General features: G+C 46.8%; 15 protein-coding genes. 7 read left to right on the top strand and 8 right to left on the bottom strand.

Going from position 1 to position 12,945, the window contains the following annotated elements:
• Positions 1-86: 86 nt before the first annotated feature.
• The 3 genes from AC5JL3_RS27185 to AC5JL3_RS27175 form a co-directional block, all read right to left on the bottom strand.
• The gene (locus AC5JL3_RS27185; RefSeq protein WP_496077430.1) at positions 87-635 is read right to left on the bottom strand and encodes an NUDIX hydrolase; all 549 of its coding nucleotides are present in this window, start codon (positions 633-635) and stop codon (positions 87-89) included.
• Positions 636-689: 54 nt separating this feature from the next.
• Positions 690-1,244, bottom strand: a complete 555-nt coding sequence (folK, locus tag AC5JL3_RS27180; RefSeq protein ID WP_496077429.1) for a 2-amino-4-hydroxy-6-hydroxymethyldihydropteridine diphosphokinase — start codon at positions 1,242-1,244, stop codon at positions 690-692.
• A gap of 156 nt (positions 1,245-1,400) precedes the next feature.
• Complete coding sequence (locus tag AC5JL3_RS27175) at positions 1,401-1,850, bottom strand: CAAD domain-containing protein (protein WP_192222686.1); 450 nt, start codon at positions 1,848-1,850, stop codon at positions 1,401-1,403.
• A 323-nt stretch (positions 1,851-2,173) separates the two neighbouring features.
• Between AC5JL3_RS27175 and AC5JL3_RS27170 the strand changes: the two genes are divergently transcribed.
• The 3 genes from AC5JL3_RS27170 to AC5JL3_RS27160 all read left to right on the top strand — a co-directional run bounded on the left by AC5JL3_RS27170 (position 2,174) and on the right by AC5JL3_RS27160 (position 4,517).
• Complete coding sequence (locus AC5JL3_RS27170) at positions 2,174-3,079, top strand: WD40 repeat domain-containing protein (protein WP_496077428.1); 906 nt, start codon at positions 2,174-2,176, stop codon at positions 3,077-3,079.
• A gap of 120 nt (positions 3,080-3,199) precedes the next feature.
• Positions 3,200-3,286: a hypothetical protein gene (locus tag AC5JL3_RS27165; RefSeq protein WP_496077492.1), complete on the top strand. Its 87-nt coding sequence runs from the start codon at positions 3,200-3,202 to the stop codon at positions 3,284-3,286.
• Positions 3,287-3,323: 37 nt separating this feature from the next.
• Positions 3,324-4,517 (top strand): cysteine desulfurase family protein, encoded by a 1,194-nt coding sequence (locus tag AC5JL3_RS27160; protein ID WP_496077491.1) that lies wholly within the window; start codon positions 3,324-3,326, stop codon positions 4,515-4,517.
• A gap of 49 nt (positions 4,518-4,566) precedes the next feature.
• Here AC5JL3_RS27160 and AC5JL3_RS27155 read toward each other — a convergent pair whose 3' ends face one another.
• On the bottom strand, positions 4,567-4,743 hold the full coding sequence (locus tag AC5JL3_RS27155) for a hypothetical protein (RefSeq protein WP_192222681.1): 177 nt from the start codon (positions 4,741-4,743) through the stop codon (positions 4,567-4,569).
• A 221-nt stretch (positions 4,744-4,964) separates the two neighbouring features.
• Between AC5JL3_RS27155 and AC5JL3_RS27150 the strand changes: the two genes are divergently transcribed.
• From AC5JL3_RS27150 to AC5JL3_RS27140, 3 genes are all read left to right on the top strand, one after another.
• Positions 4,965-5,096: a hypothetical protein gene (locus tag AC5JL3_RS27150; protein WP_277927632.1), complete on the top strand. Its 132-nt coding sequence runs from the start codon at positions 4,965-4,967 to the stop codon at positions 5,094-5,096.
• Positions 5,097-5,310: 214 nt separating this feature from the next.
• A complete protein-coding gene (rne, locus tag AC5JL3_RS27145; RefSeq protein ID WP_496077427.1) occupies positions 5,311-7,425 on the top strand; it encodes a ribonuclease E in 2,115 nt (704 codons plus the stop codon).
• Positions 7,426-7,642: 217 nt separating this feature from the next.
• On the top strand, positions 7,643-8,317 hold the full coding sequence (locus AC5JL3_RS27140) for a ribonuclease HII (RefSeq protein WP_496077426.1): 675 nt from the start codon (positions 7,643-7,645) through the stop codon (positions 8,315-8,317).
• Positions 8,318-8,373: 56 nt separating this feature from the next.
• Here AC5JL3_RS27140 and AC5JL3_RS27135 read toward each other — a convergent pair whose 3' ends face one another.
• Positions 8,374-8,964, bottom strand: coding sequence for a DUF1997 domain-containing protein (locus AC5JL3_RS27135; RefSeq protein WP_496077425.1), 591 nt, complete (start codon positions 8,962-8,964; stop codon positions 8,374-8,376).
• A gap of 427 nt (positions 8,965-9,391) precedes the next feature.
• On the opposite strand from AC5JL3_RS27135, the gene pheA reads away from it, so the two are divergent.
• Complete coding sequence (gene pheA / locus AC5JL3_RS27130; RefSeq protein ID WP_496077424.1) at positions 9,392-10,255, top strand: prephenate dehydratase; 864 nt, start codon at positions 9,392-9,394, stop codon at positions 10,253-10,255.
• 169 nt (positions 10,256-10,424) lie between these two features.
• On the opposite strand, the gene AC5JL3_RS27125 is transcribed toward pheA, so the two are convergent.
• The 3 genes from AC5JL3_RS27125 to tuf form a co-directional block, all read right to left on the bottom strand.
• Positions 10,425-11,066: an LON peptidase substrate-binding domain-containing protein gene (locus AC5JL3_RS27125; protein ID WP_192222676.1), complete on the bottom strand. Its 642-nt coding sequence runs from the start codon at positions 11,064-11,066 to the stop codon at positions 10,425-10,427.
• Positions 11,067-11,199: 133 nt separating this feature from the next.
• A complete protein-coding gene (rpsJ, locus tag AC5JL3_RS27120; RefSeq protein WP_192222675.1) occupies positions 11,200-11,517 on the bottom strand; it encodes a 30S ribosomal protein S10 in 318 nt (105 codons plus the stop codon).
• 186 nt (positions 11,518-11,703) lie between these two features.
• Entirely contained in the window at positions 11,704-12,933 is a 1,230-nt protein-coding gene (tuf, locus tag AC5JL3_RS27115) for an elongation factor Tu (protein WP_192222674.1), read from the bottom strand.
• Between the last annotated feature and the right edge of the window lie 12 nt (positions 12,934-12,945).

Genomic DNA, 12,945 nt, shown 5'->3' with positions numbered 1-12,945 from the left:
TGAGCCACTCCCTCGTTTATAAAACGTGGGATTCAGGCATCAGGCAGAGATTGCAGTCTGGGAGTGTCTAACATCTCTTTTTTATTTTATTTGAGGAAGGGACGTGCCAGGAAAAAGCTGGAAATGGTCTTGGCATCTATCACTTCACCATCAAGGATTGCTTGTTCTAACTGCTCTGGGGTCATCAAAACGTTTTCCATATCTTCATCAGCGTCCTGACTAGGAGGTGCTTCAAGCTTTTCCAAATCCTGAGCGAGAAAAGCGTAGATGAATTCATCCGAATAACCTGGTGCGACAGGAAATTCGCCGAGTTTTTGCCATTTGTTGGCGTGGTAGCCTGTCTCTTCTTCAATTTCTCGCTTGATCGTTTCAGCCGGGTCTTCGTGGGGTTCCACAGTACCCGCAGGAAACTCCAAAATCCGCCCTTGAATAGCAAAGCGGTACTGTCGCAGCAGCACCAGTTTGCCGTCGGGTGTCACAGGAACGGCAAGTGCGCCACCAGGGTGACGAATACATTCCCAATCTCCCTCAACTCGATTAGGCAGACGGAGGGAGCTAACTTCAAAATTAAACTTACGACCTTGGTAGACTAGGCGTTGTTTTAGCAGTTGTGGGGGTTCGCGACCTGAAGCCATAGGAGAGATTAGAAGGTTAGATGTTGAACTAAAGCATGAAACACTAATGAACCTTTACAAGCGGTAGACTCCAGAACAGTCTAAATTTTGGACAAGTTGTGCGATCGCTTTTCCAGAAATCGGTTCGACCCAATTCGGAGCAATTTCTGCTAAGGGAACTAATACAAACGCTCTCTCTCTCATCCGAGGGTGAGGGAGTTGAAGGATAGGACTGTTTAGGATTAAATCATCAAACAGGAGTAAATCGAGGTCAAGAGTTCTTGGCCCATTGCGTTCTCGGCGTACACGACCAAAAAAGGCTTCAATGCTCAGTAAGGTTTCTAACAGTTCCTGTGGCGTTAGCTGAACGTCCAGTAGGGCGCAACCATTTAGGTAATCTGGTTGGGGTGGTCCGACAGGCGCTGTTTGATACCAGCTAGATTGAGCTTCTAGAGTAATACCTGCTGTATCAGCCAACACATTGAGGGCATTGTTAAGAATAGTCAAGGAGTCGCCCAGGTTGCTACCTAAAGCGATCGCACTTAGCACACGCTGCACTGAAGCACTTTGTGTCTCTTGGGCTAAAGCCTTTCGCTCTTGCTTTGAATCAGTGAATTCTAGAGATTTCATGAATGATCAAGGCGGACGACACCGACTACTTGAGGAAATAAAGGCAGGTTCAGGCAAATATGAGCCTAGTTCCTGCCTGTAAATGCCATGATTCTCCCCCTGTTGGGTTTAAGTTTCGTGAATGATCAAGAGTAGGACGTTCAGGCTGTTTGCCTCTTAACTACCTGTACCAAAAACTTGCTCTTTGAGATTCTGAAAGTCCTGAGATAGTTCTTGGCGGCTGGCAGCGCTGAGCAAGTAGCGATAAACGAACCAAGTTGTGTAGGCTAAGCCAATCAGCTCCAAAGTCGGGGCAATCAAAGGAATATCATCAAGCGCATCTAGCAAAGCCAGTGTCACTTTGACTGTAATCACAACAGCCAGGATTAGACCAACCGTTCCCAGAGGTCCTTTGTAGTTTGAAAAAAACTGTGTGACGTAACGTGGCAGATCTTGGAGAAACGCAGCGATACGTTCACCATACTCCTGCCACTGGTTACTAGAGGTGCTTACAGAAACCGTTGCAGGTAGTAAACGCTCAGTTTCTCCTTTGCCTTCTAGAATCTTGGGCATATCCGTGTCACTGGGGTATTCAGAATAGCCGCTTTCTTCAATTTCAGGATTCATATCGCTTCTTGGGAATAACAACTTAAAACTCTTTACTGGGTAGTGTCCCTACTAACAGCACTAACAGCAGAACATTAGCAGTCTTTTAGGAGGATGCTGTCACATAAGGGACATAATGAACACTAAAGCAGACTATGTACCCTTCAGTTTCAACCTGATAGTAGAAAACTCCGTACATCTATAGACCTATTTTCCCTGCTGAAGGCTGTAGCTTAGAAAGCAGAAGATTTTTTCTCATTTTTGTCGTGTCAGCGGAATATCTGGCAATGCATGGTCATTTCCAGGATCGAGTTGCCGTGATTCATAGATAGCAGAGCATATTGATGGAACCAGAACAGACTATATCTGCATGGCGACTTGCACCTAGCACTTTAGCAGCATGGCTGGTTGCACCTGGCACTTCTGTGTATTCTCTAGCGATAACTCCCAATGGACAAACGTTAGTTAGTGGTGGTTCACACCGAGCGATTTGGGTCTGGAACTTTCACACTGCCCGACAACAGCACCTGCTGAGGGGTCATTCTGATTGGGTTCGTTGTCTCGCCGTTAGCCCGGATGGACAAACGATTGTTAGTGGCAGTTTGGATAAAACGATTAAGGTTTGGGATTTAAGCAGCGCTAGAGAAATCCGTACCCTTAACGGTCATTCGGATGCTGTCTATGCTGTTGCCATTAGTCCAGATGGAAAAGCGATCGCCAGTAGCAGCAAAGATACGACGATTAAATTATGGGACTTGAAAACTGGGCAGGAACTTCGTACCTTCACCCATCACTCCGATTGGGTTTATTCGGTTGCATTTAGCCCAGATGGACAAAACATCGTTAGTGGTTGTGCTGATGCCACGATTCAAGTGGGAGACAAAGGTCTGCTGAGAGGTCATACCGCCAGTGTGACATCTGTGGCAATTAGCCCCGATGGAAAAACAATCATCAGTGGCAGTATCGATGAAACGATTAGGGTGTGGGATTTTGATACAGGTCAAGAAATTCACACACTGACAGGACACGCTGGTGGTGTGACATCCGTTGCCATCAGTCCCAATGGGGAAAGAATCGTGAGTGTCGGTAATGACAAATTGGTTAAGGTATGGGATTTGAAGACAGGGAAAAACGTTCACACCTATACGGGTCATCTAGAGGCGATTTTAGCCGTCACGATTAGTCCCGATGGAAAAGCGATCGCGACTGGTTGCCGTAACGATGTCATCAAGATTTGGGCGATGCGGTAGCGTGTCTATTTGAGGAACATCTCATTGCAGGGTGGTGCGATCGCATCTAGTCCTACTTTCTCCTCAGTGAAGAGATTGGTAAGGCTACACTAGCAATCAAAACCTTGTTATAGCTACACATTGACTTCTGTAGCAATTAGTTCAGATGGTCAGCTCCTTGCTAGTAGCAGTAATGATTTGACTATTAAGATATGGCGAATACAGTAAAACCGATCGATCAACAGCAACTCTTTGGATGCAAAATTTGACTCATCGACCTATTTACCTTGATTGCCACGCTACAACCCCCCTGGATGAACGGGTGTTAGAGGCGATGCTGCCTTACTTTACTCAACATTTCGGTAATCCAGCTAGCCTCAGCCATGCTTACGGTTGGGAGGCAGAAGCTGCTGTAAAACAAGCTAGAGCTATTTTGGCAGATGCTATCCAGGCAACACCAGAGGAAATTGTCTTTACGAGTGGAGCCACAGAAGCGAACAATCTGGCAATTAAAGGTGTGGCTGAGGCTTATTTCAGTAAAGGTCGTCACATTATTACCGTAGAAACGGAACACAGTGCAGTTCTCGACCCCTGTCGATATTTACAAACACTGGGTTTTGAAGTGACGTTTCTGCCTGTAAAAAAGGATGGACTCATTGACTTAGCCAAGTTGGAACAGGCGTTGCGTCCTGACACGATTTTGGTGTCGGTGATGGCAGCAAATAATGAAATTGGGGTGTTGCAGCCATTGGCGGAAATTGGGGCAATGTGTCGCCAGCATCAGGCGCTATTTCACACGGATGCGGCTCAAGCTCTTGGTAAAATTCCTTTGGATGTGGAGGCGATGAACATCGACTTGATGTCGCTGACGGCTCATAAAATCTACGGCCCAAAAGGTATTGGGGCACTTTATGTCCGTCGCCGTAACTCTAGAGTTCAACTAGCACCTCAACTTCATGGCGGAGGACATGAACGAGGGATGCGTTCTGGCACTCTCTATACACCTCAGATTGTTGGGTTAGCCAAAGCAGTGGAACTGGGATTAGAAGAACAAGAATCGGAGTCTCAACGCCTTTTGCAATTACGGGAACATTTCTGGAATGCGCTTAGTCCTTTAGGGGGCATCTACCTAAATGGTCATCCAACTCAACGATTATCAGGAAATCTTAATATTAGTGTCGAAGGTGTTGATGGTTCGGCGCTGTTGTTGGGGTTACAACCAGTAGTCGCCGTTTCTTCTGGCGCGGCTTGTTCGTCGGCGACGGTGGCTCCTTCCCCTGTTCTCTTAGCGTTGGGGCATTCTGAGTCTTTGGCTTATGCCTCGATACGCTTTGGGATTGGGCGCTTTAATACGACAGAGGAAATTGATCAGGTTGCTCAACATGCGATCGCAACAATTCACTCACTTCGGCAATCTCAAGCCACCACTTCTAATCGAATCTCAAATCAAGTAAAGTAGTGATTGAGGGATCAGCCGACTGCCGTTGGAGCAATACGGTCGCAACTACCTAATTGATTGAGTTGAGTGGCATCTGATTAACACTGCCCTCAGATACACCATTCATCAAAGCCGTTGTGGATAGACGTTGCACCGGGTTCCGCCCGTGTAAACTAGCATATAAATGCTGCCATGCAACTAATTGCTCCTCGAAACTTTCTACTCGCGTGTTATCTTTGAACCGCAAGCAGACTCCTGTTATAACTGTCTAAAGGTTAGCAGTGAGATGAATCGCAGACGGGATGTAGTGCTATCATCTTCTCAATCATTAAAGATGCCGGATTTAGTGCAATAAGACGCATCAAGAGTTCCAAAGCCATGCCACTCTAATGAGTAAGCACGAATTCGGCAAAAGCATCCAAGACATGATTACCGTGGGGCAGACGGGATTTTAAGCCTGTGGAGAGAATGACCTGTAGTATCTGGGAACACCTTCAGATACTGAGTAAACTCAAGGAAGCAGGAAAACTCAGCAGTGATGTTGGGATTCGCCTACTACAGCCGCTAGGCTTGGTGGCGGAGAAATGTCAACCTGTATAGAACGGCATGGCATTGGCTACCAATTGCATGGCGTAGGAGTTGACCAAAAAGAGTGGCAGTGCAGTTAGTCACTCGATGGTCACTTTCATTCGGTTCTCGTTATTTCATTTCTAAGTGAAGCTAAAGTTTTCACATACACAGTTATCTTGGGTAGCCAAAGCAAAGGGAGAAAGCCTTAGTGCCTAAGTGTGCTGCCAATTTTTGAGGAAATTGAATGCCAAAGCAAATTATTATTGCGGAGCAACATCGACTTGCTGCCGTTTTTTGGGAAGATCAGATTCAAGAGCTAGTGGTGGCTACAGGTAGTCACCAAGTTGGTGACATTTATCTCGGCGTTGTTGAAAATGTCTTACCTGGGATAGATGCGGCTTTTGTAAATATCGGGGACTCCGAGCGGAATGGTTTTATTCATGTCACTGACTTGGGTCCCTTGCGGCTGAAACGCAGTGCTGGTGCGATTACCGAACTGCTGACCCCTCAGCAGAAAGTCTTAGTACAAGTCATGAAGGAGCCAACAGGCAATAAAGGTCCTCGGCTCACCGGGAACATCAGTTTACCCGGTCGTTATTTAGTCATGATGCCTTACGGACGGGGTGTCAATTTATCCCGGCGGATAAAGAGTGACAGTGAGCGTAACCGTCTTAGAGCGCTGGCTGTACTGCTCAAACCGGCTGGTATGGGATTGTTAGTGCGGACGGAAGCGGAAGGCAGAGCGGAAGAAGCCATTATTGAAGATTTGGAAGCGCTGCAAAAACAGTGGGAAGCGGTTCAGCAAGAGGCAAATTCCACCCGCGCACCCGCATTACTCAACCGAGATGATGATTTTATTCAGCGTGTCCTGCGCGATATGTACACGGCAGATGTGAATCGGATTGTCGTCGATTCTCATACCGGAGTAAAGCGGGTCAAGCAGCATTTGGTCAGTTGGAGTGGAGGACGTTCGCCAGAAGGGGTTTTGATTGACCATCATCGCGATCGCCTACCAATTCTTGATTACTTCCGTGTCAATGCAGCGATTCGAGAAGCGCTTAAACCAAGAGTTGATTTGCCTTCGGGTGGATACATCATCATTGAGCCAACAGAAGCCCTAACGGTAATTGACGTTAACTCTGGTTCATTTACGCGATCGGCAACTGCACGGGAAACCGTTCTCTGGACAAACTGCGAAGCCGCCACAGAAATCGCCCGCCAACTGCGTCTACGCAACCTGGCGGGTGTAATCATTGTTGACTTCATTGATATGGACGCACGGCGCGATCAGTTGCAAGTGCTAGAACACTTCAACAAAGCACTGAAGGGTGACAAAGCTAGACCACAAATTGCTCAGCTTTCCGAACTTGGCTTAGTTGAACTGACTCGCAAGCGACAAGGTCAGAATATCTACGAGTTGTTCGGTCAACCCTGCCCTACCTGTGGTGGTTTAGGACATCTCGTGCGTCTCCCAGGTGAATCTGATCGCCAAGTCCGAGAGCTTGCGGAGCCTTCTGCTATCCCGTTGGTGGCTAGAGAAACGCGGCTGCCCGATCTTTCTGATCCGCTCGATTTTGCTCCAGTTGATGATAACGAGGAAAATGACCTTGTGCATCATCCAAGCTACCAAGAGCGAGGATTAGCCAATAATAAGAACCGCCGTACCCGTCGCCGTCGTTTAGATGAACCAGTAGCCAAGGAAGAATTCATCCCGACGAAGGTCAACCCTCGCATTATTTCTGTACCTCAATCGAGGTCGGAGCCAATGCTAGAGCCGGATAACCTTAGCGAAGTGGCACGCGACAGTGTACAAACCACTCCAAAGGAGGTAGAAGTAACAGGACGTGGTTTGGTAACAGAGTCACCAATAGAACGAATTGCAAAACCTCAACTGATCAAGGCTCCTAGAGAGATCGAACCACCGGAGGTTATTGCTATTGAGATGACCCCAGAGGAACAAGATGTTTATGCGTTGATGGGAATCTCTCCTTTGATACGCTTAAACCGAGAGGTCAAAAATCCAAAATCGGTAATTCTCTCTGTGGTACTGCCTGGAGAATCCAACGACGCTGAGACATTAAACGAGGCATCTGTAGAATCAGCTAGTGAAGCTTCTACACTACCTTCGGCTACTGATGACGGCGAGACTTCTCCAATGTCAGTAACACCTTCAGGTGAGGCAGCAACTCTAGATGAATCGCCAAGTTCAGCTCAGGTACTTGTAACCTCACCGACTGAGGTATCTACGACAGAAATATCAACAGAGCCAACCGATGAATTAGACGGCAGCCGTCCAATTATTCGTCGCCGCCGCCGCCGATCTTCAGCTGTAGAGGGTGATGATTCGAGTGCCTTATAGTAAGGGCGAAACGCTATTGTAGACAATCTAGTGCTGCTATGCGGAAGTCAAAAGTCAAAAGCTTTATTTCTAGACTGTTGAGCTTGTTTCAGGTAGTAAGCTCATTTGAATCGTGAGTAGTAGTTGGTTGCTTTGTGATTTTTTCAGCAGTGCTATGTCTAGATGTCAAAATTCATCAAGTGTTTTGCTTGCTTCATGTTGAGAAGGAGGTCTGGTCATGCCGGTAGAGGCAAAAAAAGACAACACCGGCGTTGTCCAGGGGAAGCCGTGGCAAGATAATGTTTGTGATCTGCCAGATTTATCTGACACGCAAAGCTTAGTTGCTGGTGTCGATGAAGTTGGGCGGGGCGCTCTATTTGGGCCAGTAGTGGCGGCAGCCGTAATCTTACCTGCCTCGGCTCTGTCACAACTTGCGATCGCGGGTGTTAAAGATAGTAAACAACTATCTCATCCACGCCGAGTCAAGCTAGCTCATGAGATTCAATACTTAGCGCTAGATTGGAGGATTGGTTATGCCACCAGCGCTGAAATTGACCAGATTAATATTTTTCAAGCGTCACTGTTAGCGATGAAACGGGCTGTTCTCAAGTTGAAAGTGCAGCCTACTTTGTGCCTAGTTGATGGTAAACACGCTCTTCCTGATTTACCAGTTGCCCAACGAACAATGGTCAAGGGAGATGAGCGATCGCTTGAGATTGCAGCGGCTAGTGTTGTTGCCAAGGTTTGGCGAGATGAATTAGTGACTCGTTTCGCGGCAAAGTATGCCGACTATGACTTGATAGCAAACAAAGGTTATGGTACACAGCGACACCTAGCCGCCCTTCAACAACAAGGCCCCACACGCCAACATCGATTATCGTTTAGCCCCTGTCGGGTAGAAGCCGAGTTGTAATATTATCTAAAATGCTTGATTACAAGAAATGGGGTAGATGTGCCTACCCAGCTTGATTAAATGATTGGATTATCAGCCGGTGACAACTTCTGGGTTTGCTGGTAATTTCTTGTTTGTACATCTTGGCTTGCCCAGTGTCGATAGTCCAACAACAGTTGGTGCATTAGTTTCTGCTTAATCCTTACCAAAACGCTCTTGAGCAAACCGTTGCCAGTGGTTTCTAAAATTGGCTTAGGAGTCAAGGAAAAAGGAAGCGGAATATCAACGTTGACTTTTAAATCTGCTCTGCCTTTAAGCTGGGTTGTGCCATTTTTTTGATAGGGGTAAAGTTTCCCTTTCAAGTCCAAGGCAAAGCGTTGATTGATATACTCTAGTCCTCGAATTTCACAGCGTACAGAGGTTAGATGAACGGTACCATCGGCATCTGCCCACACTTTTAAATCTACTGTTGGCTGAAACTTCAGCGACATAAAGTCCAGGGGACGCATTGTCAAACGAAAACTGTCCTGACTCAGTTGCTCGATCCGATTCGAGTCTGCGATCGCATATACCAGCCGCTGAGGCTGACGCAAGTAGTGCTGGATGGGAACAGGTTGTTCCGGTACAGCAATTTCAACTGATTGGGATGCAACAAACTGGGTGTTCATAAGGGAAGTAGTAAGCTTATAAGCTTCTTACTTAAAGTTAATTAATTTTTACAGTTTTTTAACGATTTGAGAAGGATTTCTTATTTTAGTATTCTGAATCGGCGCTTTGCTGAGACAGTCTCAATAATCTCATCCTCTCAGGATCATAGAAATTTACACGGTGAGGCTCCCTCTTCCTTACGGAAGCTGTGAAAGAGCCTCAGACTGACTCCACAAGCTTATTTCCTGCGAAGGATAGGGATTGACACCATGTTGCTCAAGAAGCTTTAAAGGGATGATTAAACTGCTTGTATAAAGGACAACGCTACAGGCGATAGGTGCTAGGAACGATGTAGCAAAAACTGTCCTTCGCAAGAGATGCCTTGTAACACAAGTACACAACTCCCAACTCTCAAGCTAGATCTATCACTTAGGTTGACTGTTACTTATGTCTATCTCGATCGCCTATTTGGGACCACCTGGTACTTACGCTGAAGCCGCAGCTTTAGCTTATGTCCGCACGCTTGCAAGCGAAGCGGTTAGTCAGTCGTTGTTATGTCCTTATCCCAGTATTGCCCAAACATTGAAGTCACTAGCCCAAGGAGAAACTCAGCTCGCTGTTGTCCCAGTGGAAAATTTGATTGAAGGCAGCGTTGTAACGACGCTGGATATGTTGTGGCAACTAGATAAGCTACAAATTCAACAGGCTTTAGTCTTGCCAATAAGACACGCTTTGCTATCACGGGCATCAACGATAGAAGCTATCCAAACGGTTTATTCCCATCCACAAGCTCTGGCACAATGTCAGGGATGGCTAGAGCGGTTTCTCCCCTCAGTGCAACTGATACCGACTAATTCGACAACGGAGGCATTACAGTATCTGGACAAAGATAATACAGCAGGAGCGATTACCTCTCAACGGGCAGCGCAGCTTTATAAAATACCCGTTCTGGCATCTGCCATCACTGACTATCCCGATAACTGTACCCGTTTCTGGGTAATGGGTTTACAGCCTTCCCCTGGTGGGAGCTATACTTCCTTAGCTTTTAGTGTTCCTGCTAATGTGCCGGGGGCGCTTGTGAAACCGCTTCAAGTATTTGCAAGTCGAGAGATTAACCTAAGCCGCATTGAGTCTCGTCCGACAAAGCGATCGCTTGGTGAATACCTTTTCTTCATTGATTTGGAAGCCGATGCTTCTCAATCATCAATTCAAGCTACCCTTTCAGAATTAGCGCCGCATACAGAAATTCTCAAAATTTTTGGTAGCTATAGTGTTGTGACAGTTAGCTCATCAGACGTTCTAGAGACTTGAGGGTAAGAGTTGTAGTAAGGTCGCGTACATACCTACCTCTAAAATTGAAGCTTAGTCTCTTCAATACAAAATCAAAGAGACACGATTTTTCGTGTCTCTTTTAGGGGTATTGAATTTTAGTTTAGTGATAAAGAGCTACAGAACCCTGCAATACTGATGCATCAGTTCCTTAATTAAAGGCATCCTTGAGAACTGTACGTGCGGCTAAATGATTGCGGGTTGAGGTAAGAATCTCAGCTTCGCGCCGTAGACGTGCAGCAGTATCCTGCATTTCTAAAAGTGTCTGCTGTTCTGAGGCAACGCCATAGAGATTGCTGGCAACCCAGTAAGACAACTCAATGGGTAAATCAGGTAAGTCTTCTGGTAACTCAATTTTCTGCTCAGTCAACTTAGCAGAAAGATGTACAACATCTCGCAGCAATTGCTCAACTTCCCTAGCCATTGCTTTCAAATCAGTTTCTGGTGGCTGATCCTCAATCCATTCTACTAACCCAATCCGATAGGGTTTTTCACGGACGTATTCTAATACACGAAATCGCTGCTGTCCTAGGGTCAGTACTTTCATCCGGTCATCCGGTAGACGCTGGAAGTGGATGATTTCAGCGCAACAGCCAACAGCAGCCGGTTGACCTTGGACGGGGTCCCACATCAACACCCCAAAACGGCGATCGCTATCTAGAATCGTGTTCATCATGATTCGGTAGCGAAACTCAAAGATGTGTAAGGGGAGAGGACGCCCTGGAAAGAGAACCACTTCAGGCAGTGGAAATAAGGGGATTTCTCTAACAGCAATTGAGGAAGAGGATGCCATTGTGCCTTGGTGAAAACGGTAAGTGCGCTTCTTTACTTACTTTAACGGATTTCTTCTGGCACAATAACCAGAAAAACCCGTTAAAGCGTCACGTTTGTTGGCAGAACCTCGCTTAAGCTGTATTCAGACGGCTTTATAGCTTGACTTCAATATCAACACCCGCAGGTAAATCCAGCTTCATTAAGGCGTCAATGGTTTTGGAAGAAGGTTGATAAATGTCGATAATCCGGCGGTGAGTCCGGGTTTCAAAGTGTTCCCGTGAATCTTTATCAACGTGAGGCGATCTCAACAAACAGTAGATACGACGCCGTGTTGGGAGAGGGATAGGACCAATAGCTGTAGCATTCGTCCGGTTAGCGGTGTCTACAATCTTCTCGCAAGATGTGTCTAGTAACCGCCGATCAAAGGCTTTAAGGCGAATGCGAATTTTTTGCTGCTGAATCGTTGCCATTTTTTAGTTGTCCAGGTTCTATATGGATTGGTGGTTAGGGATTGGCGATTGGGGATTGAGAAAGGATGGAAAGCTAAGTTTACATTTTTCCAGGCGCGAATCCCCAATCTTATGCTTAATTAAGCACAGAGTAAATAGGAGCAGAAAAGCATTTGCTCCTCTGCTCCTACTTAAGCTTGAACAGTGCTATTTCACAATTTTTGAAACGACACCCGCACCGATGGTACGACCACCTTCACGGATAGCGAAGCGCATTCCCTGCTCAATAGCGATGGGGTTGATCAGTTCTACTGTCATTTTAATGCGATCGCCTGGCATCACCATTTCAGGTTGAGAACCATCGTCAGCGGTAAAGGCACTGATTGTACCTGTTACATCGGTGGTACGCACGTAGAATTGAGGGCGGTAGCCAGAGAAGAAGGGAGTATGCCGTCCACCTTCTCCGGGCTTCAGGACATATACCTCAGACTCAAACTGAGTATGAGGGGTAATTGAACCGGGTTTGGCAATTACCATTCCACGCTCAATGTCTTTTTTCTCGATACCTCGGAGAAGTATTCCGGCATTATCGCCAGCCATCCCTTCATCAAGGCTCTTCTTGAACATCTCGATCCCAGTTACGGTTGTTTCACGAGTGTTCCGAATTCCAACCAGCTCAACTTTATCGCCGATTTTGACTTTGCCACGCTCAATCCGACCTGTAGCAACAGTACCACGACCGGTAATGGTGAAGACATCTTCTACCGCCATCAGGAAGGGCTTATCCACATCACGCTCTGGTGTTGGGATGTAGGCATCTACTTCATCCATCAGAGCGTAGATTTTATCAACCCACTCATTTTCACCCTTCGCGGTTTTCGGGTTGCTAGTCATGGTTTCTACGGCTTGCAACGCTGAACCGGCAACGATGGGGATATTGTCTCCATCAAATTCATAACTGCTGAGAAGTTCACGGACTTCTAGTTCCACTAGTTCCAGCAGTTCTTCGTCGTCCACCATGTCTTGCTTGTTCAAGAACACCACTAAGTTTGGAACACCGACTTGCTTGGCAAGCAAGATATGTTCCCGTGTTTGGGGCATTGGACCATCAGCAGCTGAAACGACGAGGATTGCTCCATCCATTTGAGCTGCACCGGTGATCATGTTCTTCACATAGTCAGCGTGTCCTGGGCAGTCCACATGAGCATAGTGGCGCGCTGCTGTTTCATATTCAACGTGGGCGGTATTAATCGTAATCCCCCGCGCCTTTTCCTCTGGTGCTGCATCAATGTCAGCGTACTGCCGCGCTTGCGCTTGACCCAGCGCGGCTAGTGTCATTGTGATTGCAGCGGTTAGCGTAGTTTTGCCGTGGTCTACGTGACCAATCGTACCAATGTTGACGTGGGGTTTATTCCGTTCAAACTTTGCGCGTGCCATGAATTACGTGTT

Source organism: Symplocastrum torsivum, assembly GCF_059505465.1.
This window is presented reverse-complemented; position numbering and strand designations above follow the sequence as displayed.

Coding starts and splice junctions, on each gene's coding strand:
- AC5JL3_RS27185 (WP_496077430.1), bottom strand. CDS start 635: ATGGCTTCAGGTCGCGAACCCCCACAACTGCTAAAACAACGCCTAGTC.
- AC5JL3_RS27175 (WP_192222686.1), bottom strand. CDS start 1,850: ATGAATCCTGAAATTGAAGAAAGCGGCTATTCTGAATACCCCAGTGAC.
- folK (WP_496077429.1), bottom strand. CDS start 1,244: ATGAAATCTCTAGAATTCACTGATTCAAAGCAAGAGCGAAAGGCTTTA.
- AC5JL3_RS27170 (WP_496077428.1), top strand. CDS start 2,174: ATGGAACCAGAACAGACTATATCTGCATGGCGACTTGCACCTAGCACT.
- pheA (WP_496077424.1), top strand. CDS start 9,392: ATGTCTATCTCGATCGCCTATTTGGGACCACCTGGTACTTACGCTGAA.
- tuf (WP_192222674.1), bottom strand. CDS start 12,933: ATGGCACGCGCAAAGTTTGAACGGAATAAACCCCACGTCAACATTGGT.
- rne (WP_496077427.1), top strand. CDS start 5,311: ATGCCAAAGCAAATTATTATTGCGGAGCAACATCGACTTGCTGCCGTT.
- AC5JL3_RS27150 (WP_277927632.1), top strand. CDS start 4,965: ATGACCTGTAGTATCTGGGAACACCTTCAGATACTGAGTAAACTCAAG.
- rpsJ (WP_192222675.1), bottom strand. CDS start 11,517: ATGGCAACGATTCAGCAGCAAAAAATTCGCATTCGCCTTAAAGCCTTT.
- AC5JL3_RS27140 (WP_496077426.1), top strand. CDS start 7,643: ATGCCGGTAGAGGCAAAAAAAGACAACACCGGCGTTGTCCAGGGGAAG.
- AC5JL3_RS27135 (WP_496077425.1), bottom strand. CDS start 8,964: ATGAACACCCAGTTTGTTGCATCCCAATCAGTTGAAATTGCTGTACCG.
- AC5JL3_RS27125 (WP_192222676.1), bottom strand. CDS start 11,066: ATGGCATCCTCTTCCTCAATTGCTGTTAGAGAAATCCCCTTATTTCCA.